Here is a 22,824-nt window from a genome sequence, read left to right as displayed (position 1 = left end):
CGGCGACGCGGCGGGCGGCGGGTCGGCGATCAGGCCGCCCGGCGCTGCAGGTCGGCCTTCGTGCGCATCATCCCATGCGCGACTTCCTCGATTTCGTCGATCCGGTATGTGTGGGGAAGGCGCGAACCGCTTGCACCGGCGCCGATCCGCACGACGCCCTGCGCATCCAGCGAGACGCCCTCGTCCGCCCCCCATTCGCGATTGAGCGCGACGGCGTCGTCGGCCGTCACGCCCGCCGGCAGGTCGAGCGCGATCCGCCCGCCGGTGATCACGACCGGATAGCCGCCCGGCAGGCCGTTCGGACCGGGCGCATGCCCGACGTGCCGCTCGATGCGCCCGAGCAGCGCGGCGAGCAATTGCGCCCCCGTCGCCCCGGTGACCTGGTTCAGCTCCGCGCCGGCCGGCAGACGCACGTCGGGCAGCGCGTGCGGCCCGAGCGCCGGCGTCGCGTCGATCCAGACGCGCGGCGGATGCCGGCGGCTCTCGCCCATGATGGCCGCGCTGACCTGCCGGTGATGCGCGAGCATGCGCAGCCGCGCGGTCGCATCGATGCGCAGTGTCGAGCCGTAGACCGCCGCGAGCGTCGCGACGTTGCCGATGCCGCAGACGACGTCGTGACCGAGCCGCGCCAGGATCTCGTTCGACGCATCCGGATAGCAGGCGTTGACGAGCCGGCTCGCGGGCGAATGCGCGCCGATCGCGCGCGCGACGCGCAGCGCCAGCGCGAGCTGCAGCGGCAATGTCGCGCCATAGCCGCTCGTGCGAATCTCGGCCGCCCACGCGTCGCGGGCCGCCGCAATCTCCCACATCGACTGCAGCGACGCGGCATGCAGCACCACGCGCGGCTGCGTGTCGGCGAGCAGGCGCGCGAGATCGTCCGCCGCATCCCATTCGATGGCCTGGCACGCAAAGCGGTGATGCGTGCCGAGCGCGAACGCCCGCGCGTTCGCGGCCTGTGTCAGCCACGCGAGACGCGCCGCGTTGCGGCCCGCGATCACGATGTCCATCGGCTGCCCGAGCGCCGGCAACGCCGCGAGATCGAACGACACGGCCTCGGCGAGCGAGCCCGTGCCCGTCACGAGCAGATCGACCGTCATCGCGCCGGCCTCGTCGCCGGGCTCCGGTTCAGCTCGCTCGCGATCCGGGTGGCGATGTCGTGCCCGGTCAGCCCGTAGCGCCGCAGCAGCTCGTCGGTCGGACCGAAGTCGCCGCTCCAGTTCGCCGGCCACGAGAACGTCGGTTCGCGCACCGCATAGCCGTTCGAGCGGAGCAGATCGGCGAGGCCGCCGAACCGCGCGTGATCGTCGACCACCCAGAGGCCGTCGACGCCGTCGAGCAGCGCGTTGAGCGCGTCGACCGGGAATGGGGCGAGCCGCGCGAGATGGATCACGCCCGCGTCGATGTCGCGCTCGCGCAGGCGCCGCGCGGCATCCAGCGCGACGTGCGTGAACAGCCCGCAGCTGACGAGCGCGAATCGGCCGCGCGCGCCGATCCAGCGGCATTCGGCCGGCTCGCCCGGCAGCTCGCCCCACGGCTCGCGCGGATAGCGGATGTAGGCCGGCCGGTTCCCCGCCATCACGGCGTCCACGACGAAGCGCGTGTCGCTGTCGGACCCCGGCGTCCAGATGTCGAGATTCGGCAGCGACGCCATCACCGCGATGTCGTTGAGCGCCTGGTGGCTCTTGCCGTTCGGGCCGCCGCAGCCGCCGCCGTGCGAACCGACCAGCGTCACCGGCACGCCCGTCTGCGCCAGTCCGACGCGAATCTGGTCGTAGGCGCGAAAGCACAGGAACGCCGCGAACGAGAACACCCATGGCCGCAAGCCGCACGCGGCCATCCCGGCCGCCGTCGACACCATCGACTGTTCGGCGATGCCGGCCATGAGGAAGCGGTCCGGGTGGGCTTGCGCGAAACCGTCGACGCCGTAGGAGTCGGCGAGATCGCCGTCCAGCACCCAGATCCGGCGGTCGCGTGCCGCGTGTTCGACGAGCGCCTGTGCGCAATGTCCGGCCGGTCTCATGCGCCCTCCTCGGTCGCCGCCACGGCGTGCCGGAATTCGTCGTCGGTCAGCGACGTGCAATGCGACAGGCCCGGATCGAATTCGAACGCCGGAATGCCGCGCCCCTTCACGGTTCGGGCGAGCAGCACGCTCGGCTGCCCGCGCCGCCCGAGCATGCCGCGCATCGCCGTCTCGAGCCGGGGGGCATCGTGCCCCGGCGCCTCGCTGACATGCCAGCCGAACGCCTCCCATTTGCGCGCCGCATCGGGCAGCGGATCGGGCACGACGCCGTCGATGCCGTGCCAGCCCATCTCCTGGTAGCCGTTCAGATCGACCACCGCATGCAGATTGTCGACGCCGTAGCGCGACGCGAATTGCGCCGCCTCCCACACCTGCCCTTCCTGGCATTCGCCGTCGCCGAGCACGACCCAGACGCGCGCGCCGGTGCCGCGCAGCGCGAACGCCATCCCGAGCCCGACCGACAGGCCCTGGCCGAGCGACCCCGTCGAGAAATCGACGGCGTCGAGCAGCGTCATGTCGGTATGGCACGGAAGCCGGCCGCCGCTCTTGCCGTAGGTCTCGAGCTCCGCATCGGCCAGCACGCCGACCGACGCGAGCGCCGCGTACAGCGCGACCGACGCATGGCCTTTCGAGAGGATCAGCCGGTCGCCCCGCCCGTCGGCGCGGCGCGCCGGATCGCGGTCGAGTATCCGGTGATGGAGCACGATGAGCGTGTCGAGCACGCTCATCGCGCCGCCGAAATGTCCGCCCTGCGCGCCGTGCAGCATCGTCAGCACGCGCCTGCGGCCCGCTTGTATCTGAGTATCGAGATTCATCGGAATTCCTGTAAAAAAAGTGGCGTCAACGCAGCCGCTCGAGGCCGTATCGGCTCAGCAGCGGCTCGGGGCGAATCGCGCGCCAGCGCGCGTCGAATGCCGCGAGCGCGCCGGCATCGCCCGTTCGCGTCGAGAGCGACGTGCGCGACAGCCCCGAGCCCTCCTGCGCGTCCTGCCCGAGCGCCGTCTCGATCGCGCCGCGATACGCGTCGAGATCGGCGCGCCGCGGCAGGATCCGCCGCAACGCGCCGACCGGATCCGCGAGCAGGTCCTCGTACCAGACGAGTTCCGGATCGACCCCGGCGCGGTGCATGCGATCGAACGCCTCCACCGAGACCTTCAGCAGGTCGGCGAGCGCGTCGCCGCTGTCGCCGAACGCGCGCGACGTCGAGCGGACCCAGTCGTCGCGGTCGCGGCACATGAACACGTAGCGCGCATGCGGCAGCGCGTTCAGGAACACGTCGATCGCGCGATTGCAGCGCGCGCGCAGCTTGATGATCGGCGCCGGGCCACAGGCCGGCTCGAACGCCGCCACGCAGTGCTGCACGATCCGCTCGCGCATCCCCTCGGCGGCTCCGCGCTCGGCGTCGTCGTCGAAATGTGCGACGCTCGTCAGCACGTCGGGCTCCGAGATCGCCTGCTCGCCGGCCGCGGCGAGCAGGCGCGACAGGAGCGTCGAGCCGCAGCGGCCGATCGAGAAAATGAAGGTCGGCGTCATGTGCGCCGCGCGATCGGCCGCATCGAGCGCTTCGAACGGCACGTCGATCAGCCAGCGCGCGCCGCGTCGCTGATGCTGGTACAGAAACGGCACGTCGGTCATCGCGCGCTCGTCATCCCAGCGGCTGTAGATCAGGCGCGCATCCCGCCAGTCGACGCAAAGCGGAACGTAGCGGTCCCGGTCGCGAATCTCGCCGAGCGCCGCCACTTGCGCGACGGGCTCGGCATCGAAATCCGCGGGCCGGACCATCCGCGTCGAGTCGCCATGCCGCGACCGCAGCACGCGCATCATGCGCACCGGCCTGTCGGGTGTCGCTGGCCGCGTAGTCGTCATCGAGTCTCTCCAGTCATGCGAAGGGCATCCGGCGCGCTCACCACAGCGAGCCGAGCAGCCGCTGCGCGTCCTCCGTGAATCCCTCGCCGCCGTTCGTGCCGCCTGCGTATTCGCCGAACACAGGCCCCTTGTCCGAGTCGAACAGATCGACCCGGACGTGCTCGATGCCGGTCCAGCTCCGGTAGTAGTCGGCGAGCTGCTCGGCAAGCGCGATCACGAACGGGAAATGCCCGGGGCGCGGGATCTCCCGCTCGATCGGCTGCGCGCTGTGGTAGAGCGCGACCCGCTTCCAGTCGCGATCGTAGTCGTAGGCGACGCAGCCGAGGTCGTAGCCGACCGTCACGTAGTGGATGTATTCGACGCGGCCGTGGAAGGTCAGGCACTTGAACTGCGACACGCACGGCGAGCCGTCGCGGTTCTCGACCATCTCCTCGACGAGCACGTCGTTGTTCAGCCCGCGATAGCACCACTGGCGCGCGAAGAATGCGCGGATTTCGTCGTGACCGACCCGCCGTCCACTTTTCAGGTCGACGCCGTCGTCCATCAGCATCAGCACGCCGGTCTGGCAACGCGGCTTGATCACATAACGTTTCGGCAGCGCCGCGAAGTCGCAGTCCTCGACATTGCCCTCGAAGTACAGCTTCGGCAGATACTCCGCGAAAGCACCGAGGTGCGCACGGCTTTGAAGCTTGCAGTCGAGCTGCGTCTCGAGCGCGACGCGCCGCATCTCGTCCTGCGTCGCGCCCGGCAGGAACACGTTGCGCCGGTCGTCGTAGTGCGGCCACCTGGCCCTGACTTTTTCCCTGAATGTCTGCATCGCCCTCTCCTGGCAAAGTAATCGCGCGTGTTCGCCACGCGCCGTCGTCAGCGACCGGCTTGCCCGCGGGCGGGGCGTGCGATCCAGGTCTCCCGGGCGCCGCGCCGGTAGTCGCCGAGATCGGTCCAGTCGGTGACGCGCTGTGCACGCCAGTCGACCCGCTCATAGTCGAGCCCGTAATGCTCGAACAGCATTTCGACGACGGAACGGTTCGTCCACGCCATCAGCCCGCTCGGCCGCACCGTCGCGCCCGGCGCTTGCGGGTCCTCGTACAGGAACACGAGATTGCCGACCTTGCTGCCCGGCCCCGGCACGACCGCGGTCCACAGGCGCTTGAGCCGCGCGAGGAGCGACGTGCCGGCGTCGCCGCCCTGCTGCGTGTCCTTGACGAACAGGTTCACGCGATGGTTGCGGATACGCTCGCCGAGATTCCACTGCTCCATCGCGACCCAGGTGTCGAGAATGAACGTGCTCGGCGCGATCCGGCGAATTTCGCGGATGATCTCGACCTGCTCGATCAGATGGCTGAACACGCCGAAGCAGAGAATCGTGTCGATCGAGCCCGGCGCCATGCTCTTGAGATGCTCGACGAGATCGCCGCATAGCACTTCGTACGAATCGGGCGCGTAGCCGACGCGCCCGAGGTTGTGACGCGCCTGCGCGACGTGCTCCTCGCGCGCCTCGACGCCGATGACCTTCTTCGCGCCGTTCGCGAGCGCCGCATGCATGAAGCGCCCGTCGTGGCTCGCGAGATCGAGCACGCGCTTGCCCCGGAACGATTCGATATTGCGCCTGATCAGCACCTCGGCGCGCCAGTTGAGACGATTGACGTTCGCCCGCACGCTGCTCGATTCGAGAAATATCGAACCGGCGAAATCCACTGCTCCCACACCTGTCTGATTCGGCATCGTTGACTCGTCAGAATATCGATGAATGTTGATGGTCGCGGCGGCGCCGATCCTCTCGCGAGGCGGCCCGCCGCGGTTGGCTCACACGCACTCGGCGTTCGCCTCGCGTGCGTCGCTCGTCTCGCCGACGCCGGCCGGCACGTCGCCCCTGACGCACACGCGATGCGCCAGCCGGCGTCCCTGGCCGTAATCGTCGACGGCGACATGCATCGTGCAGCGGTTGTCCCAGAACGCGACATCGCCCGACGACCAGTGCCAGCGGACGATGAACTCGGGCCGCTGCATGTGCGCGTAGAGGAAGTTCAGGACGTGCGCGCTCTCGGCCGAGCTGAAGCCGACGATATGCGACGTGAGGAACGGATTGACGAACAGGCACTTGCGCCCCGTCTCCGGATGGACGCGCACGACCGGATGCTCGGCGCGGGACACGCGCGACAGATCGAGATCGCTGCGCCCCGCCGTCTTGAAGCCGCCCGGGCGTTCCGCGTATTCCTTCGTGAACATGTCGTGGACCGCACGCTGCCCTTCAAGGAAGCGCTGCATGCCGGGCGACAGCGCGTCGTAGGCCGCCTCCGTGTCCGACCACATCGTGTCGCCGCCGTGGGACGGCGACTCCTTCACGCACAGCAAGCCGAATGCGGTCGGCGTCTGCGACACCGTGAGGTCGGTGTGCCAGATCGATGCGCGGCCGTTCGCGTACTGGCCGTCGAACACCGTCACCTCGGGCCGCCCGTCCGGCTTCGCGGCGAATGACGGAAACTCGGTTTCGATCGCGCCGAACGCGCGCGCGAACGCGATCTGCGCGTCCATCGACAGGTCCGACTGGCCCGTAAACAGCAGCGCCTTGTAGCGCAGCACCGCCTGCCGGATGTCGTCGGCGAACTCGGCCGGATCGATCTTCGCGATGTCGCAACCCCGCACTTCAGCGCCGATCGTGCCGCTCAACGGATGGATGTCCAGCTTGGTCATGCCTATGCTCTCCTGTGTGTATGAGCTCAATGAGCCGGTTGAAGCCCGCTCGCTCTCGATTCGAACAAGCTCGCGGCGAATGCGTACAACTCGATGTCGAAGCGGTTCTTCTCGCGCACGCGCTGCAGGCACGCGTCCGACAGCGCCAGGTCCGCCGCGTAGCCGCCGGCGTTGCGGTGCCCGTCGGCAGGCAGCGTCCAGCCGAACGTCCGGTTGAACAGCTCGATCGACCGGCCGAACTGCTCGGTCAGCCCGAAGGCGGCGAATTCGCGTTCGAGATGCCGCTTGGCATCGTCGCAATGCCGCTGCTCGACGGGCTCCCGCACCGATGCGAACTGCGCGCCCGAGATCGCGCGGACCTGATAGTTGTCGAGATCGAGGCACACGTCGCTCGCGAGAAACTGCTCGAGCCCCATGCGCCGCTGCTTCAGATACGCGTGCAGGTAGTTGCCGCGCTCCTTCAATGCATAGAAGTAGAACGAGATCAGCCGGCGCACCGGATCGCGCAGCAGCGTCACATGACGCACGTCGCGCAGCCCGGCGTCGAAGCCGTACACGAAGTGGCCGCGCAGCAGGTCGACGTCGTCCTTCTCGCCCGCATCGAGCGCGCGGAACGCGTCGATCCGGTGATTGGCGACGCCGCCGTCGCCGTCGCCGTAGAACTTCTCGATCCGGCGGCCCTCGTACAGCGCGTCCAGTGCGACGCCGAACGTGGTGCCGGCCGTGCGCGGAATATGCACGAAGGCGATCCTGACGCGATCAGCGGACATCCCGGCCCCCCTCGTTGCGCACGTCCTTCCACACGCTGCAGAGCGTGTCCGCGACGAGGTCGGGGCAATCGCGCAGCAGATAGTGGCCGACGCCCGGATACTCGACGAGCTGCACGTCGTCCGACAGGTGCGTCCAGTCCCGGTGACGTGCCCGGTAGTTCGGCACGATCGCATCGAGCGTGCCGACCAGATTGAAGATCGGCGCGCCGATCCGGGCCACGCGCCCGCCGTCGATTTCCGCCAGCAGATGGTTGTAGTACGCGTCGGCCATGCTGCAGTCGTAGCGGAAATCCTGCATGAAGAACTCGAATTCGTCCGGGCGCGTCGGCAGCGTCGCGCCGAGCGACCTCAGGAAATCGACGATCGTCTCGTCGGAACGCGTGTCCTTGCGCGTGTGCTCGGTCCGCAGCAGCGCGCCGCCGATGCACAGGGCGCGCAGGTCGGCGCCGCGCCGCGTCAGCTCGCGCGCGATGCTGATCGCGAGCGCCGAGCCGTTGCACTGCGCGAACACGACGATCGGCAGCGCCGTCTCCTGCGCGAGCGAATCGCATACTTCCGCCGTCAGGCGCTCCACTTCGCCGACCATCATCGCGTCGTCGTCGATCTCGTTGCGCGGCAGGTTCACCGCGTAGGCCGCGAGACGACCGTTGCGCGCCGCGAGCTCGCGGCCGGTTTCGATGAAACTCACCGGGCCGCCGCCCGAATTCGCGATGCAGACGAACACCGCGTCCGCATCGGCCGCGTCGCCGCAAATGCGCGTGAGCACGCGGCGTTCGGTCGAGCATTCCGCTTCCAGACGGGGCGCGAGCGCCTCGATCGTCGGGTAGTCGTAGATGTGCGTCACCTCGAGCGGCGCGCCGAACTTCGCGGCGATCCGGATCGCCTTGAAGGAATCGCCGCCCACCTCGAAGAAGTCGTCGCGAATGCCGATCGCCGGATCGCCCAGCACTTCGCGCCACAGATCGACGAGCCGGTGCTCGAGTTCGGTGCGGGGCGCGACGGCGGGCGCGCGCGGCGCATCGTCGGCAAGCCGCGCGAGCAGCGTCGGACGATCGATCTTGCCGCTCGCAAGCTGCGGCAGCTGCGTCTCGAAGCGGAACACCGACGGCACCATGTAGGGCGGCAGCCTGTCCTTCAATTCGCGGACGATCGCGTCGCGGTCCTCGTCGGCGCGCGGCACGACGAACGCGCACAGATACGCTTCGCGTCCCGCCGGACGGACGTCGAACACGGCGGCCTGGCGCACGGCCGGCAGATCGCGCAGCGTCAGCTCGACTTCCTCGAGCTCGATGCGCATCCCGCGGATCTTCACCTGCTTGTCCTTGCGGCCGTGATAGAACACGAGGCCGTCCGGCTGCATCACGCCGATGTCGCCGGTCCGATACAGGCGCTTCTTGTATTTGTCGGGGAACGGACTCTCGACGAACGCCTTCGCGGTCGCGCCGGCCATCCCGACGTAGCCGCGGCCGACGCCGACCCCCGTCACGACGATCTCGCCCTTCGTGCCGAACGGCACCGGCCGCAGTTCGTCGTCGACGATGTAGATGTCGAAGTTCGCGAGCGCCCGGCCGATCGGCACCGGATTCTCGAGCCGGTCCGACGCGGTGATCAGGTGGTGCGTAATGTCGTCGGACGCCTCGGTCGGACCGTACGCATTCACGACCGTGGTGGCCGGGAACAGCCGGAACCAGCGCTGCAGCAACGCCGCGTCGATGGTCTCGCCCGTCACGAGCAGGCATTCGAGCGGCAGCGCGAGGCCGCCCGGGAAACGCTCCTCGATGGTCTCGACGATCACGAGCAGGTAGGTCGGCACGACCTCGAGCACCGTGATGCCGTCCGTGCCGAGGCGGGCGATGAGGCCGGCGATGTCGTTGACGGCGCGGTCGTCGTAGACGACCGTCGTGCCGCCCTTCGTCAGCGCGATGAACATCTGCCACACCGACACGTCGAAGCTCATCGACGCGTTCTGCGCCACGCGGCTGCCGGCCGAGAGCTTCAGGTCGAGCGCCTTGTTCGCGATGTTGTTCAGCATCCCGATATGCTCGACCATCGCGCCCTTCGGCTTGCCGGTCGAGCCCGACGTGTACAGGACGTAGCTGAGATCGTTGCCCGACAGATGGACGTCCGGATTCTCGTCGGCGAGCGACGGCAAGGCGGCGACGGCGTCGTACGCCAGCGCCTCGATGCCGATCGTCGCGGCGTGCCCGGCCGCGTCGACGGTGTCGGTGATCAGCAGGCTCGCGCTCGCCGGTTCGAGCATGTCGCGCACGCGCTGGTCCGGCAGCACGGGATCGATCGGAATATAGGCGGCGCCCGCCTTCCAGATCGCGAGGATCGTGATGATCAGCTTGTCGCCGCGCGGAATGCGCACGCCGATCAGGCTGTCGGTGCCGAGCCGCGGATACGCGTCGAGCAGATGATTCGCGAGGCGGTTCGCCGCGCGATTCAGTTCGGCGTATGTGTAGCGCGCATCGTTGTAGACGAGTGCGAGCGCATCCGGCGTCGCGTGCGCATGATTCTCGACCAGTTGCGGCACGAGATCCCTGCCCAGCCGCAGATCCCCCTGCCGCAGCGTCCGGCTGACGCCGGCGCCGGACGCGCCGGGCGCGGCGTCCACCTGACGAAGCGCCTCCATTACCGGTTGGTCCGCAACCGCCGGCAAAGCGGCGAGCATGGATTGGAACTTATCCGCCATGACGTTGATGTCCTCTCTATGAAATCGCAATGCGTCGTATTCGAGATCGACGCGCAAACGCGCGCCCGGCACGACCGTGACCGTGAGTCCGTAGTGCGTCTCGCCTGTATAGCCGCGCTCCGACACCCCCAGGCCGTCGACCGCGGTGAAATCGATGTCCGGGTAGTTGTCGACGATCAACACGCTGTCGAAGAGCGCCTGATCGCCGCGCAACCCGCTTTCGCGCTGGATGTCGATCAGGTCGAGGTGCGCGTGGGCCTCCCGTTCGACCTGCCGGTCGTGCACGACGCGCAGCCACGCATCGACGCGCATGCCGGGATCGATCCCGATGCGCGCCGGAACCGTGTTGAGCAACGGCCCGACCGTGCGCTCGACGCCGGACAGGTCCATCGTGCGGCCCGTGAGCGTGATGCCGAACACGACGTCGTGCGCGCCGCCGTACCGATGCAGCAGCAGCGCCCAGGCCGCCTGGATCGCCGCGGCCAGCGTGACGCGGCTCGTTCTCGCCAGCGCCTCGAGCCGCTGCGAGGCCTGCTCGTCGAGCACGCGCCGCACCTTCGCTTCGCCGTCCGCGCGCGGCAGGCCCTGCTGCTCGATGCGCAGCGCCGGGGCCGGCCCCGCATCGGCGAGCGTCTCGCGCCAATAGCGTTTCGCCGCCTCGGCCGGCTGCCGCTGACGCCAGCGGATCACGTCGCTGAACGGCGTCGCGGCGGGCAGCTCGGGCGCGCGCCCCGCGAGCAGCCGGCCGTAGGCGGCGAACACCTCCTGCCAGACCAGCGTGATGCTCCAGCCGTCGAGAATGCTGTGGTGATAGGTCCACAGGAAACGGCAGCGTCCGGCGCCCAGCCGCACGAGCGCGAAGCGCATCAGCGGCGGACGCGCGAAATCGAACGGCGTCGACTTGTCGGCGACGCGCAGCGCGTCGAACGCGTCGCGCTGCTGGTCGGGGGCCAGTGCCGCGTGATCGACATCGCGCCACGCGAGCGCGGCGCGCGCGAGCACGAACTGGAGCGGCACGGCCCGGTCGAAGTCGGCGAAGCCCGTGCGCAGGACCGGATGCCGGTCGATCACGTGCTGCCAGGCCGCCTTGAAGCGGTCCGGATCGAAGTTGCCGTCGAACGTGACGAACGACTGGTTCGTGTACGCGTCGGCGTGGCCCGGCAACAGGCTGTGAAACACCATCCCGAGCTGAATGCCGGTCGCCGGGTAGAGATCCTCCAGCGCCGGAAAGCGCTCGGCCCACCCGGCCAGCTCGTCCGGGCCCAGTCGCGCGAGCGCGAAGCGCTCGTGCGGCGCGTTCGCGGCATCGGCGGGCGGAACGTGTCCATCGCCGATCCTGGCGGCGAGCGCTTCGATCGTCTGGTGCAGGAACACATCGCGCGCCGACAGCCTCATGCCCTGCTCGCGTGCGCGCGCCGCGATCTGGATCGACAGGATCGAATCGCCGCCGGACACGAAGAAGTTGTCGGTCACGCCGAGCTCCGGCGCACCGAGGACCTCCCGCCAGATCGCGCAGAGTGCCGCTTCACACGCGTTGCGCGGCGCCACGTTGCCGCCGAGCCCGACGCGCACCTCGCCTTGCAGCGACGCCAGCGCCTTCCGGTCGAGCTTGCCGGTGATGCCCTTCGGCAACCGGTCGACGAACACGTACGCGCCCGGCGCCATGTACTCGGGCAGCCGCTCCTTCAGCGCCTGGTTCAGCGTGCGCGCGAGCGCCGCCTGCCCGTCCGGTTCGGCCGCGCACGCGTCGCCGAGCGCCACGCACGCGACGATCCTCGGCTGCGCGCCGGCTGCCGTCCGGACCGTGACGGCGGCTTCGAGCACCCCGGGCTGCGCGGTCAGCGCGTTCTCGATCTCGTCGAGCTCGATGCGCAAGCCGCGGATCTTGACCTGATGGTCCTCCCGCCCGAGGAATTCGATCTCGCCGTCCGTACGCCAGCGCGCGAGGTCGCCCGTCCGGTAAAGCCGGCCGCCCGTGCCGAACGGGTCGTCGACGAAGCGTTCGCGCGTGAGCGCCGGCAGGTTCAGGTAACCCGACGCGACGCCGAGGCCTGCGATGTACAGATCGCCCGGCACGCCGACCGGCGCGGGCCGCATGTGCTCGTCGAGCACGTAGGTCCGCACGTTGGCGAGCGGCCGGCCGATCGGCGTGCGGGCGCGGTCCGCGCCGGCGCGGCACGGATAGGCGGTCGTGAAGACGGTCGCTTCCGTCGGACCGTACAGATTTTCGACCGCGGCGGGCATCAGCGCGGCGACCGCGTCGTTCGCAAGCTGCCGCGGCAGGTCCTCGCCGGCCACGAACACGTACTTGAGCGCATGCGCGTGCCGGAACGCCGGGTCGGCGCCGACTTCCGCAACGAACGGGCGCAGCATCGACGGCGTGAAATTGATGTGCGTGACGCGGCCGCGCGCGACAGCCTCGGCGATCAGATCCGGCGAGCCCTCGGCCCCCGCGGGCAACACGACGACCGAGCCGCGGCCCACGAACCATCCGAAGAGTTCCGGCACCGACACGTCGAACGCGTAATTCGTCTTGAGCAGATACCGGTCGCCGCTCGCCACCGGATAGCGCTCCTCGAGCGCATCCAGCAGGTTGACGACATTCGCGTGCGTGACGACGACACCCTTCGGCGTGCCGGTCGAGCCGGACGTATACATCACGTAGGCCGGCAAATCGGGCGTGACGGACCCGTGATGGCCGGGCGCAGGCGGCGCGTCGCCCGTGGCCGCGTCGAGCCGCAGCACATCGACCGCCACGTCGCGGAAGGTCGTCTCGGCAAGCGCGGAATCCGTCACGAGCAGCGTCGCCCCGCTGTCGTCGAGCATGAAGTCGATGCGTTGCGCCGGCAGTCGCGGGTCGATCGGCACGTAGGCGGCGCCCGCCTTCAACACCGCGAGAATCGCGACGATCATCTCCGGCGAGCGCTCGACGCAGATCGCAATGCGGTCGCCGGGCACCTTCATGCGTCCGCGCAACTGCGCTGCAAGCGCATCCGTGCGCGCGTCGAGCTCGCGGTACGACAGCATCGCGTCGCCCGCATGGACCGCGGTCGCTTCCGGACACGAGCGGGCGCGCGCCGCGAACCGGTCGTGGATGCATTCGCCCGTCGCATAGGCGCGCGCCGTGTCGTTCCATTCGATCGTGGTCTGCCGGTCCTGCCCCGGCGGCACGCACGACAGCCGGGACACGGCCTCGTCCGGCGCTGCCGCGATCGAGCGCAGCAACGCCTCGTACGACGCGAGCATGCCGGCGATCGTCGCGCGATCGAACAGCGACGTCATGTATTCGAGCGTGCAGACGAGCCCGTCGTGCGTGTTCGAGAGCTCGAAGCTGAGGTCGTACTTCGCGGTCCCCGTATCGTGCAGCACCGTCTTGCCGAAGCCGTCGTGTGCCGGCCTCCCGTCCTGGCGCTCGTTGTGGAACTCGAACATCGCCTGGAACAGCGGCGACCGGCTCAGGCTGCGCTCCGGTTTCATCAGCTCGACGACCTGCCCGAACGGCAACGCCTTGTATTCGTGTGCATCGAGCACGACGTCCGCCACGCGGCGGAGCAGGTCGGCGAAGCGCTCGTCCGGATCGATCCGCGCGCGAATGACGACCGTGTTGACGAAATAGCCGACCGTGCGTTCGTATTCGGGCAGGTCGCGCGTCGCCATCGGCACGCCCACGCCGAATTCGCTTTGCCGCGCATGGCGCCACAGCAGCACCTGGAATGCCGCCAGCAGCGTGACGAACAACGTTGCGCCCGAGCGCCGGCCGGTTGCCGCGAGCGCATCGGCCAGCTCGGCCGGAACCACGCGGAACAGCTGCGCCCCTTCGGTGCCGCGCACCGGCGGCCGCGTGTAATCGGTCGGCACGTCGAGCACCTGGGGCATGCCGTCGAGCTGCGAGGCCCAGTGCGCGCGCAGGCGGTCGAGACGCGCTGCGTCGAGACGCTGGCGCTGCGAGGCGGCAAATGCGGCCGGCGTGCCGCCCGGCTCCGGCAGCGCCGGCGTCTCGCCCCGCGCGAGCGCTTCGTAGGCGGCTTCGATCTCGCGCACGACCCGGATGCGCGACATGCCGTCGAACACGATGTGATGGACGACGAACTGCAGCACGTGAACGTCGGGCGCCAGTCGATACAGCCGGACGCGCAGCAGCGGCCCGCGCGCGAGATCGAACGGCAGCCGCGCAAACGACGCAAGGCGCGCGTGCAGCGTCTCGTCGCTCGACTGCGGCGCCTGAACGGCGGCGATGTCGTCTTCGGACCAGTCGAACCCGCCCTCCTCGTCCACGCACTGGACGACGCCGTGCGCGTCGCGGCGAAACGTCGTGCGCAGCGCCGGATGGCGCGCCACGACGCAGCCGATCGCGTCGCGCATCGCCGCCGCGTTCAAGCCACGGTCGAAACGCAATGCGCTCGACAGGTTGTACGCGGCCGAGCCCGGCTCGATCTCGTCGACGAGCCACAGATCCTCCTGCGCGAACGACACCGGGCTGCCGTCGCCGGCCTGGGCCGGCCGGGCCGCGTCCGCGTCGCGTTCGCCCTCGTCGCGCGGCGGATGCGCGCCCTGCGCGCGTCGTGCGATGACGAACTCGGCAAGCGCCCGTACGGACTCGAGCTTCAGTATGTCGAGCGGCGTCATCGCGACGCCGCTCGATTGCCGGATTGCCTTCGCAAGTGCCTGCAACGCCGGCGCCGAATCGAAATGCATGTCGAGCGGCTGGTCCATTTCCAGCCGACCGACAGGCAGCTCATTGGAAAGCGCCGCGCACAGCGCCTGCACGAATTCATTCCGCTCGTCTTCGGCCTTCTCGATCGTCAATGTGCTCAAGATATTTTCCAAATGCGACTGGTTGATTCGAAAAAAGACAGAAAAATGAATCCGGTCAACGGCTTGGACGAATTCCACTCAGCTCCGGCAAATGCATCCCGCCCGCGCGACGCGCGCACGCATCCCGCCGCGTGGAACCGCACACGCTTCGGCGCGCGCGGCTCGAACGACAGCATCCGTCCGATACCCGATCGGTCATTTCGCTTTTATCAAGTCCCGATTTGAATGAATTTCAAATACGACAATCAACGCAATTTATTTTTCTACGAACACGACCGGGACATTCGCCGGGCTCGTGAAGCCATCTCGTCGAACCTGCGTCAGACGCGCAGCACCTCCGGATACACGTCGCTCCGGTGCAGCACGTCGACGAGCTTCGCCACATGGCCGCGCAACTCCGGCACCGCGGTCGCCTCCCAGTCGCGCCCCTTGAGAAACGGCCCGACGTAGTAAAGCCAGCGCGACGTCTCGCCGTCGCGACCGATGAGCCGATATTCGTCGTCCATTTCGAACCCGAGGCCGAGCGCATCGGGCACGAGCAGCCCGTCGGCGTACAGCCCGCTCAGCAGCGGCTCGTCGATCTCGTCGACATTCGCCGCCGGCCCGGTGCAGTTGATGACCGTGCCGACCTCGACGCGCAGCGGCTCGTCCTGTCCGCGCGGGTTCAGCGTGACGTCGACGTAACCGTCGCACTCGCGGTAGCCGGTCACGCGCCCCGCCAGCACGCGCAGCGAGCCGCTCGCCAGTTCCGACTGCAGGCGCGCGCCGAGCTCCGGCGCGCAACGATGCCGATGCACATCCCAATACGTGCGCAACCGCCGCAGGAAGCGCCGCCGTTCGTCGAGCGCCATCGCATGCCACAACTGCGGCGTTCGCGCCCGCAGGCTGCCGATCTCGTCGCGCCAGTCCCGGCCCGCGTCGACGGCGCGCTTCGCACTGCGCGCCACGACACGCAGGTAATGACGCGCGGTCGGCTGCGCGAGCATGTCGTCCACCAACGCATCGTCATGCGACGGCCGGACGTCCTGCACGCGATGCACTTGCGGCAGCAGCCCGCGCCGCGAGACCGCGAGGATCGGCGCGCGATGGCCGCGATCACGCAGTTCGAGCACGATGTCCAGCATCGTCAGGCCGGTGCCGATGACGAGCGCCGGCCGGTCGGATGCGACGCGCGACAGGATGCCCGGCAGCCACGGATCGCGCACGTAGCGCGGGCTCATGTAGAACGCGCGCTGCTCCTCGCGAATCGGCGGATCGGCGGGCGCGTAGTTGCCGACGCACAGCACGACGCGATCGGCGTCGATCACCGTGCCGTCGCTCATCCTGAGACTCGCGCCGTCGCCGCCGGATTTCGGTGCGATCCGCACGACGTTGCCGACCACGCTTCGCAGGCTGCATCCGTCAGGCGCACTGCGCATCGCGTCCACCAGCAGGTGGTCGAGATAGTCGCCGTACAGGCTGCGCGGCACGAAGCTGCCCGGCGCGAAGCCCGGATCGCGTCGCCGCGCGAATTCGTGAAAGCCGCCTTCCTCGTCGGGCAGCGCGCCCATGCGGCCGGCCGGCACGTTGAGCACGTGCGCCGTGCTGCGGGTGCCGTACGCGACGCCGCGCGCCATCGACCCGGACCGGTTGACCAGCACGACCTGCAGCGGCACGCCGAGCGGCCGGCGCAGCAGATGCACGGCCATCATCGTGCCGCAGAAGCCCGCGCCGATTATTGCGATCGTCTTCATCTCCATCGTCGTTCCCCTGTTACTCGCTCAACCACTCGTCCCGATTCGCCGCCGCGTGCGGCGCATCCCGATGCCGCTCAACGCATCGACGCCTGCTGCGCCGGCTCCTGTTGCGCGGACGCCGACGCCGCGTCGCGCCATCCGCCGCCGAGCGCCTTCGCCATGAACACCACCGTTCGGGCCTGCTGCCCGCGAATGCGCGCGTCCTCGCGCTCGCTCGCGAGCAGTTGCTGCTGGGCCGAGATCACGTCGAGGTAATCGACGGACCCGTATTCGTATCGATACGTCGCAAGCGCCAGCAGGCGCCGCGAATCGGCGACGGCCGTCTGCGCATCCCCCCGCGCCGCGTCGAGCACGGCGAGACTGTCGACGGCATCCTGCATTTCCTGGAATGCCGTCAGGACCGTCTGGCGGTAGCGCGCCTTGGCAGCCGAGTAGCCCGCCTGCGCATAGGCGACGCCCGCGGCACGCTTGCCGCCGTCGAACAGCGTCTCGCCGATCGCGCCGCCCACCGACCAGACGAGGCTCGGCACCGAGAACAACGACGCGAAGCGCGTGCTGTCCCAGCCGAGCGTCGGCGACAGCGTCAGGCTCGGGAAATACGCGGCGCGCGCAAGGCCGATCCGCGCGTTCGCCGCGGCCATCTCGCGCTCGGCCGAGGCGACGTCGGGCCGCCGCAGCAGCAGTTCGCTGGGCAGGCCGATCGGCAGCATCGGCAGCGTGTACGGATCGCGGTTCGGCGCGAGCGCAAATTGCGGCGCCGGTTCGCCGATCAGCGTCGCGATCGCGTGCTCGAACTGTGCGCGCCGCGCCAGCAGCAGCCGCAACTGGACGCGCGTCGCGTCGAGCTGTGCGCGCTGCTGGAGCACGCTCAGGTGCGACACCTGGCCGAACCGCTCCTGGGCATTGACGAAATCGAGCCCCTTCTGCTGCCATTCGATCGAACGCTCGAGGACGCCGCGCTCGTCGTCGATCGTCCGCAGTTCGAAGTAAGCGGACGCGACCTGCGCCGTCAGCGCCAGGCGCGCATTGGCAAGATCGTCGGCCGATTGCTGCGCGCCCGCTTTCGCCGCCTCGACGGCACGCCGGATGCGGCCAAACAGGTCGATCTCCCAGGACGCCGACACGCCGGCGCGAAAATCGTTCTGGACCGTCGACGCGTTCGGCGAGCCGTAGTCGGTGAGCGGGCGATTCGCCGAGATCCTGCGGCGCGCCGCGTCGAAGCCGACGCCGACCTCGGGCAGCTGCGTCGACCACGCGGCCTCGAACGTCGCCTTCGCCTGGTCGTAGTGCGCGACCGCCTCGCGCAGCGTCTGGTTGTGCTCGAGTGCGCGCTGCTCGAGCGCGTCGAGTTCCGCGATGCCGAACGCGCGCCACCATGTGTCGTCGAGCGACGCATGCGCGGGCTCGGCGGGATGCCAGTACGAATACGCTTGATCGATCCGCCACGCCTGCGGCGTCGATACGTCCGGCCGCCGGTAGTCGGGGCCCACCGAGCAGGCGGCCAGCGATGCGCAGAGCAGCGCCGCCGCCGCCCGCCGTGCCGGAACGGCACACCATTCGCGCCCCTGCGTCGTCGGGCGCACCGCGTCAGGCGCCGCCCCTCCAGATACGTGTTTCATTGTCAGTCGATGACTCATGTTTGTTGCGGCCCGGAATCCGGTTCGGCCGGTTCGTGCGTCGGCAGCGGCAGCCATTTCGCGAGGCACGCCGACGCCGCCATCAACGCGCCCGATACCGTGAACGCGAGGTTGATCGACGTGCTCGTCGCGCCGACGCCCCAGAGATAGCTGCCGAGCGAGAGTCCGCCGATGATGCAGGAGTGGAACAGCGCCAGGGACCGGCCTGCCACCCATGCCGGCGACGCCGTCTGGATCGTCAGGTTGTAGGTGGACACCGTCGCGACCCAGCTGCCGCCCGCGACGGCCAGGCCCAGCATGGCCACCGCCTTGAACGGACTCCACGCGGTCAGCAGCATGCCCGCGGCGAACGTCAGCGTGCAGACGCGGATCAGTGCGTCGCGCCCGAACCGTGCGCGCAGCGCCACGGCGCCGAGCGCGCCCGATGCCGCGCCCGCGCCGAACGACGCGAGCAGGACGCCATAGGTCGACGCGTCGCCGCCGAACTGCGTCCGCGCGAAGAGCGGCAGCAGCGCCCAGACCGGGCTGCCGAAAAAGCCGAACGACGCGCAGCGAATCAGCGTCCCGCGGATGCCGGACGTGCCGAAGCAATAGCGCGCTCCCTGCATCAGCATCGCGGCGAGCGGTTCGCGCGCACGCCGCTGCGCGCCGCGTCCTCCGCCGCGAATCGCGCGCGACAGCACACAGACCAGACCCGTGCACGCGCACGCGCTGACGATGAACGCCGCCTGCGGCGACAGCCATGCGACGACCAGACCGCCGAGCGACGGGCCCGCGGTCCGCGCGAAATTCAGCGAGAAGCTGTCGAGCGCGATCGCCGCCGAAAGCTCGCGAGCGGGCACCTGCTCGGTGACGGCGGATTGCCACGCGGGCTGGAACATCGCGCCGGCGCAACCGGCGACGAACATGCACGCCAGCAGGCGCGCGGGCGTCATCGCGCCGGTTGTGGCGAGCGCCGCGAGACCGAGCGCGACGACGAGCATCGCGGACTGCGACACGAGCATCACGGTGCGGCGGTCCCAGGCATCCGAGGCCACGCCCGACATCAGGGCGAACAATGCGATCGGCAGCGTCGACGCGGTCTGCACGAGCGAGACCATCGCGGGCGACGGCGCCATCGACGCCATCTGCCAGGAGGCCGCGACGGTCTGGATCGATCCGCCGATGTTGCCGACCAGGCTCGCGACCCAGATCGACGCGAACGTGCGGTACGCGAACGGGCCGCGCAGCGTCGCGAACCAGGATCGTTGCGCCGGACCGACGGCGTCGCGTTGCGTGTCGAGCGAGCCGTTCATCGGGCGTCCAGCAGGTGCGCGGCGAGCGCCTCGACCGTCGGATGACGGAACAGGTCGCCGAGTTGCGCCTCGATCTCGAGATCGCGCCGGATGCGAGCGAGCAGTTGCGTGCCGAGCAGCGAGTCGCCTCCGAGCTCAAAAAAGTTCTCGTCGATCCCGACGGCGTCGCGGCGCAGCACGTCCGACCAGCAGGTGGCGAGCAGCCGCTGCAGCGGCGTGCGCGGCGCCTTGCGCGGCGTGGCGCTCGCCTGCGCGCGCGGGTCCGGCAGCGCACGGCGGTCGAGTTTGCCGTTCGGCAGCAGCGGCATCGCTTCGAGCGGCACGATCGCGCCCGGAATCATGTAGGCGGGCAGGCGCGCGGCCACGTACTCGCGCAGCGCGGCAACGCAGGACGGATCGCGCGGCACGACGTAGGCGGCGATCGTCGTCTGCCCGGTATGCGCATCGGTGTGCGGCAGCACGACGGCCTGCAGCACGTCGTCGTGCGCGACGAGCGCGGCCTGGATCTCGCCGAGTTCGACACGCATGCCGCGGATCTTGATCTGGTCGTCGACGCGCGACAGATGCTCATAGCAGCCGTTCGCGTTCAGCCGCAGCACGTCGCCCGTGCGATAGCTGCGCACGCCGGTGTCGCCGCGTGCTTCGCCGAAGCGCTCGGCCGTCAGCTCGGGGCGGTTCCAGTAACCGAGCGCGACGAACGGGCTGGCGATCGCGAGTTCGCCCTCCTCCGCGCCAGGCTGCCCCTGCGCGTCGAGCAGCGCGGCCTCGATGCCCGGCACCGGCCTGCCGACCGGCAGACGCGCGGCCGTCACATCGGCGACGGGGTCCGCGACGTACTGCAGCGCCGTCGTGCATTCGGTCGGCCCGAGGCCGTTGATCAGCCCGCAGCGCGGGCCGCCGTGGCGCGCGACGAGCGCGACGTCGCCGCCGACGGCCGCCTCGCCGCCCAGCACGACCCAGCGCAACGCGGCCGGCCGCGCGAAGGTCGGAAACGCCGCGCGCAAGACGCTCGGCGTCGAATGCCAGATGGTGATGCGTTCACGGTCGAGCCAGTCGCCGATCCCTTCGACGCCGCGCCGGCGCACGTCCCACAGATGCAGGCTCGCGCCCGTCAGCAGCGTCGCGAAGATGTCCATCACCGACGCATCGAACGCGTAGTACGGAAGCAGCGTCATCCGGTCCCCGGCCTCGAGGCCGATCGACGACGCATAGCAGGCCGCGTGATGCAGCACGTTGCGGTCGCATTGCATCACGCCCTTCGGCACGCCCGTCGTCCCCGACGTGAAGAGCAGATAGGTGATCGCGTCGGCGCGGCGCGCGCGCAGCGCGATCGCCGCGGCCGGCAGCGACGCGTCGTCGATCACGCGCACCGCGACGCCGAGCCCGGCGGCCAGGTCCGCGAACTCCGGCGCGGCAAGCACGATCCGGCACCCGCATTCGCGCACGACGGCCTGCAAGTGCGGCAGCGGATGATCGGCGATCAGCGGCACGTAGAACTTGCCGGCGCCCAGCACGCCGAAGATCGCCGCGATCATCGACGCACCGTGCGGATAAAGCAGCGCGACGGGCTCCTCGTCGGCGCAGCCCGCGCGGCGCATCGCATCGGCGATGCGGCCGGCGCGCGCGGCGAGCATGCCGTACGTCCAGCGCTCGCCGCCCTGTTCGACCGCAAGCGCGTCGCGGCGGCGCGCGACGACCTCGGCGAAGCGCGCCGTGACCGACTCGGCGGCGGCAATCCCGGCGGCGGCCTCGTTTGCGAAACGCCGGCCAAATCGATCCTCTCGCGTCGGCGGCATGCGATGCTCGCCGACCACGTCGTGCATGTCCATCGTGTGTCTCGCTATGAGCTGTCGATGTCGTTCGGGGCGAACGCGCGTCAGGCGACGACTTCGGCGTCGTCGGCGCGCGCGGCTGGCCGGTGGAGGTCGTCGTAGTGGCGGCACAGCATCCGTACCGCGCCCTCGACGTCCAGTGCAGTCGTATCGACGTGAATCTGCGGATCGCGCGGCGGTTCGTAGCCCGAATCGATCCCCGTGAAAGACGTGATCAGTCCGGCGCGCGCACGGCGATAGAGTCCCTTCGGATCGCGCGCCTCGGCGACCGCGGCCGGCGCATCGACGAACACTTCGACGAAGCGTTCGGCGCCGATGATGGCGCGCGCCAGGTCGCGGAATGCCTGTTTCGGCGAGATGCACGACACGACGACGATGCGCCCCGTTTCGGCCATCAATGCCGCGACCTCGGCGATGCGCCGCACGTTCTCCGCGCGATCGGCGTCGGAAAAGCCGAGATCCGCGTTGAGGCCGCCACGCAATGCATCGCCGTCGAGCACGGTGACAGGCCAGCCGCGCGTGTCGGCATGCTGCTTGAAGCGCGTCGCGATGGTCGTCTTGCCGGCGCCCGAAATGCCGGTGAGCCAGAACACCAGCGGCGCGGCGTCGGCCGCGACACGCGCGGACGGCGCAAGCCAGGGTGCGGCCTCGCCGTCCTCGAACGGCACGGCGTGCGCGAGGTCGGCGACCGGCACGTCGATCGTGCCGCCCTCGTCGAGCTCGACGCGACTCGCGAGCCAGCTGCATCCTCGCGCACGTCCGATCACGATGCCGTCGTGGACCAGCTCCTGGATCCACACGACGCCATCGACACGGCCGCGCTGCGAAGCGGTCAGCGAGACATGCGCGGGAATCGCGGGCGCCTCGGCGTGCTGGCCGGGATGACAGGTCAGAAACGGCAGCGGCTCGCTCAGCGCGCGCAGCCGGTCGCCGCGCACCTGGCCGAATGCGTCGGCCGTGCCGGCCAGTTGCTCGAGCACCGGTTCGAAATCGACCGCGTAACGCGATCCGAGATCGCGCGTGCGCAATGCGACATCCGCATCGAGCCGCGCCGCTTCGCTCCACTCGACGAGCTGCGCGCTGTAGCGAACCCCGCTCGGCAGGACCGTGGCGCGCGCCGTTCCGTAGCGGCGGGCGATGTCGTCGAGCCGCGGGCCGTAATGCAGATCGAGCCGGAAGCCGCCCGCCGCCATCGGGCCGAGCACGACGTCGAAACGCTCTCCCTGCGTGGCGAGCGAGGCGGCCCGTTCGGCGTCGGCGAACGTCAGCCGGCCATCGAGGCCGCCTTGCGCCGCGCCCGGCCGGACCGACGGCGTATCGTCCCCGGCCAGCACCACGACCCGCTCCGCGCCGTAACGCAGCGCGAGCAGACCGGCCGCTCCGGCGCCGCTCGCATCCAGCACGCGATGGGTGGGCGCGATGGCGCGGCGCATGCCGTTCATTGCCGCGATCGGCAGGTCCGAA

General features: G+C 69.7%; 15 protein-coding genes. 1 reads left to right on the top strand and 14 read right to left on the bottom strand.

Annotated elements, in window-relative coordinates; all coding sequences use genetic code 11:
• Nucleotides 1–29: 29 nt before the first annotated feature.
• From B7P44_RS23090 to B7P44_RS23050, 9 genes are all read right to left on the bottom strand, one after another.
• Entirely contained in the window at nt 30–1,097 is a 1,068-nt protein-coding gene (locus B7P44_RS23090; RefSeq protein ID WP_084908304.1) for a hypothetical protein, read from the bottom strand.
• Nucleotides 1,094–2,020, bottom strand: a complete 927-nt coding sequence (locus B7P44_RS23085; RefSeq protein ID WP_084908303.1) for a transketolase family protein — start codon at nt 2,018–2,020, stop codon at nt 1,094–1,096. The genes B7P44_RS23090 and B7P44_RS23085 overlap by 4 nt, the downstream gene beginning before the upstream one ends.
• Complete coding sequence (locus B7P44_RS23080) at nt 2,017–2,841, bottom strand: transketolase (protein WP_084908302.1); 825 nt, start codon at nt 2,839–2,841, stop codon at nt 2,017–2,019. The genes B7P44_RS23085 and B7P44_RS23080 overlap by 4 nt, the downstream gene beginning before the upstream one ends.
• 19 nt (nt 2,842–2,860) lie before the next feature.
• The gene (locus tag B7P44_RS23075) at nt 2,861–3,886 is read right to left on the bottom strand and encodes a sulfotransferase (protein ID WP_084908301.1); all 1,026 of its coding nucleotides are present in this window, start codon (nt 3,884–3,886) and stop codon (nt 2,861–2,863) included.
• Between the two features lie 37 nt (nt 3,887–3,923).
• Nucleotides 3,924–4,703 (bottom strand): ATP-grasp fold amidoligase family protein, encoded by a 780-nt coding sequence (locus tag B7P44_RS23070; RefSeq protein ID WP_084908300.1) that lies wholly within the window; start codon nt 4,701–4,703, stop codon nt 3,924–3,926.
• A gap of 47 nt (nt 4,704–4,750) precedes the next feature.
• Nucleotides 4,751–5,611: a class I SAM-dependent methyltransferase gene (locus B7P44_RS23065; RefSeq protein WP_084908299.1), complete on the bottom strand. Its 861-nt coding sequence runs from the start codon at nt 5,609–5,611 to the stop codon at nt 4,751–4,753.
• 81 nt (nt 5,612–5,692) lie between these two features.
• Nucleotides 5,693–6,580: a TauD/TfdA dioxygenase family protein gene (locus B7P44_RS23060; RefSeq protein WP_084908298.1), complete on the bottom strand. Its 888-nt coding sequence runs from the start codon at nt 6,578–6,580 to the stop codon at nt 5,693–5,695.
• A 26-nt stretch (nt 6,581–6,606) separates the two neighbouring features.
• Nucleotides 6,607–7,350: a sulfotransferase family 2 domain-containing protein gene (locus tag B7P44_RS23055; RefSeq protein WP_084908297.1), complete on the bottom strand. Its 744-nt coding sequence runs from the start codon at nt 7,348–7,350 to the stop codon at nt 6,607–6,609.
• Nucleotides 7,340–14,860: a non-ribosomal peptide synthetase gene (locus B7P44_RS23050; protein ID WP_133117886.1), complete on the bottom strand. Its 7,521-nt coding sequence runs from the start codon at nt 14,858–14,860 to the stop codon at nt 7,340–7,342. Before B7P44_RS23050 ends, B7P44_RS23055 begins: the two co-directional genes overlap by 11 nt.
• Nucleotides 14,861–14,872: 12 nt before the next feature.
• Between B7P44_RS23050 and B7P44_RS23045 the strand changes: the two genes are divergently transcribed.
• Nucleotides 14,873–15,085 (top strand): hypothetical protein, encoded by a 213-nt coding sequence (locus B7P44_RS23045; protein ID WP_133117885.1) that lies wholly within the window; start codon nt 14,873–14,875, stop codon nt 15,083–15,085.
• 95 nt (nt 15,086–15,180) lie between these two features.
• Here B7P44_RS23045 and B7P44_RS23040 read toward each other — a convergent pair whose 3' ends face one another.
• The 5 genes from B7P44_RS23040 to cysC form a co-directional block, all read right to left on the bottom strand.
• Nucleotides 15,181–16,593, bottom strand: coding sequence for an FAD/NAD(P)-binding protein (locus tag B7P44_RS23040; protein WP_231716819.1), 1,413 nt, complete (start codon nt 16,591–16,593; stop codon nt 15,181–15,183).
• 77 nt (nt 16,594–16,670) lie between these two features.
• The gene (locus tag B7P44_RS23035; protein WP_084908294.1) at nt 16,671–18,215 is read right to left on the bottom strand and encodes an efflux transporter outer membrane subunit; all 1,545 of its coding nucleotides are present in this window, start codon (nt 18,213–18,215) and stop codon (nt 16,671–16,673) included.
• A gap of 14 nt (nt 18,216–18,229) precedes the next feature.
• Complete coding sequence (locus B7P44_RS23030) at nt 18,230–19,528, bottom strand: MFS transporter (protein WP_084908293.1); 1,299 nt, start codon at nt 19,526–19,528, stop codon at nt 18,230–18,232.
• On the bottom strand, nt 19,525–21,357 hold the full coding sequence (locus B7P44_RS23025) for a non-ribosomal peptide synthetase (protein ID WP_084908292.1): 1,833 nt from the start codon (nt 21,355–21,357) through the stop codon (nt 19,525–19,527). Before B7P44_RS23025 ends, B7P44_RS23030 begins: the two co-directional genes overlap by 4 nt.
• 47 nt (nt 21,358–21,404) lie before the next feature.
• Nucleotides 21,405–22,817 carry an adenylyl-sulfate kinase gene (gene cysC, locus B7P44_RS23020; RefSeq protein WP_084909981.1) on the bottom strand — a complete coding sequence of 471 codons (1,413 nt, stop codon included), beginning with the start codon at nt 22,815–22,817 and terminating at the stop codon, nt 21,405–21,407.
• Nucleotides 22,818–22,824 lie beyond the last annotated feature (7 nt).

This window comes from Burkholderia ubonensis subsp. mesacidophila (assembly GCF_002097715.1).
Classification (GTDB): domain Bacteria; phylum Pseudomonadota; class Gammaproteobacteria; order Burkholderiales; family Burkholderiaceae; genus Burkholderia; species Burkholderia mesacidophila.
Note: the sequence above shows the minus strand (reverse complement) of the source record. Positions and strands in the feature narration are given on the sequence as shown.

Coding starts and splice junctions, on each gene's coding strand:
- B7P44_RS23090 (WP_084908304.1), bottom strand. CDS start 1,097: ATGACGGTCGATCTGCTCGTGACGGGCACGGGCTCGCTCGCCGAGGCC.
- B7P44_RS23085 (WP_084908303.1), bottom strand. CDS start 2,020: ATGAGACCGGCCGGACATTGCGCACAGGCGCTCGTCGAACACGCGGCA.
- B7P44_RS23075 (WP_084908301.1), bottom strand. CDS start 3,886: ATGACGACTACGCGGCCAGCGACACCCGACAGGCCGGTGCGCATGATG.
- B7P44_RS23070 (WP_084908300.1), bottom strand. CDS start 4,703: ATGCAGACATTCAGGGAAAAAGTCAGGGCCAGGTGGCCGCACTACGAC.
- B7P44_RS23065 (WP_084908299.1), bottom strand. CDS start 5,611: ATGCCGAATCAGACAGGTGTGGGAGCAGTGGATTTCGCCGGTTCGATA.
- B7P44_RS23060 (WP_084908298.1), bottom strand. CDS start 6,580: ATGACCAAGCTGGACATCCATCCGTTGAGCGGCACGATCGGCGCTGAA.
- B7P44_RS23055 (WP_084908297.1), bottom strand. CDS start 7,350: ATGTCCGCTGATCGCGTCAGGATCGCCTTCGTGCATATTCCGCGCACG.
- B7P44_RS23045 (WP_133117885.1), top strand. CDS start 14,873: ATGCGACTGGTTGATTCGAAAAAAGACAGAAAAATGAATCCGGTCAAC.
- B7P44_RS23040 (WP_231716819.1), bottom strand. CDS start 16,593: ATGAAGACGATCGCAATAATCGGCGCGGGCTTCTGCGGCACGATGATG.
- B7P44_RS23035 (WP_084908294.1), bottom strand. CDS start 18,215: ATGAAACACGTATCTGGAGGGGCGGCGCCTGACGCGGTGCGCCCGACG.
- B7P44_RS23030 (WP_084908293.1), bottom strand. CDS start 19,528: ATGAACGGCTCGCTCGACACGCAACGCGACGCCGTCGGTCCGGCGCAA.
- B7P44_RS23025 (WP_084908292.1), bottom strand. CDS start 21,357: ATGGACATGCACGACGTGGTCGGCGAGCATCGCATGCCGCCGACGCGA.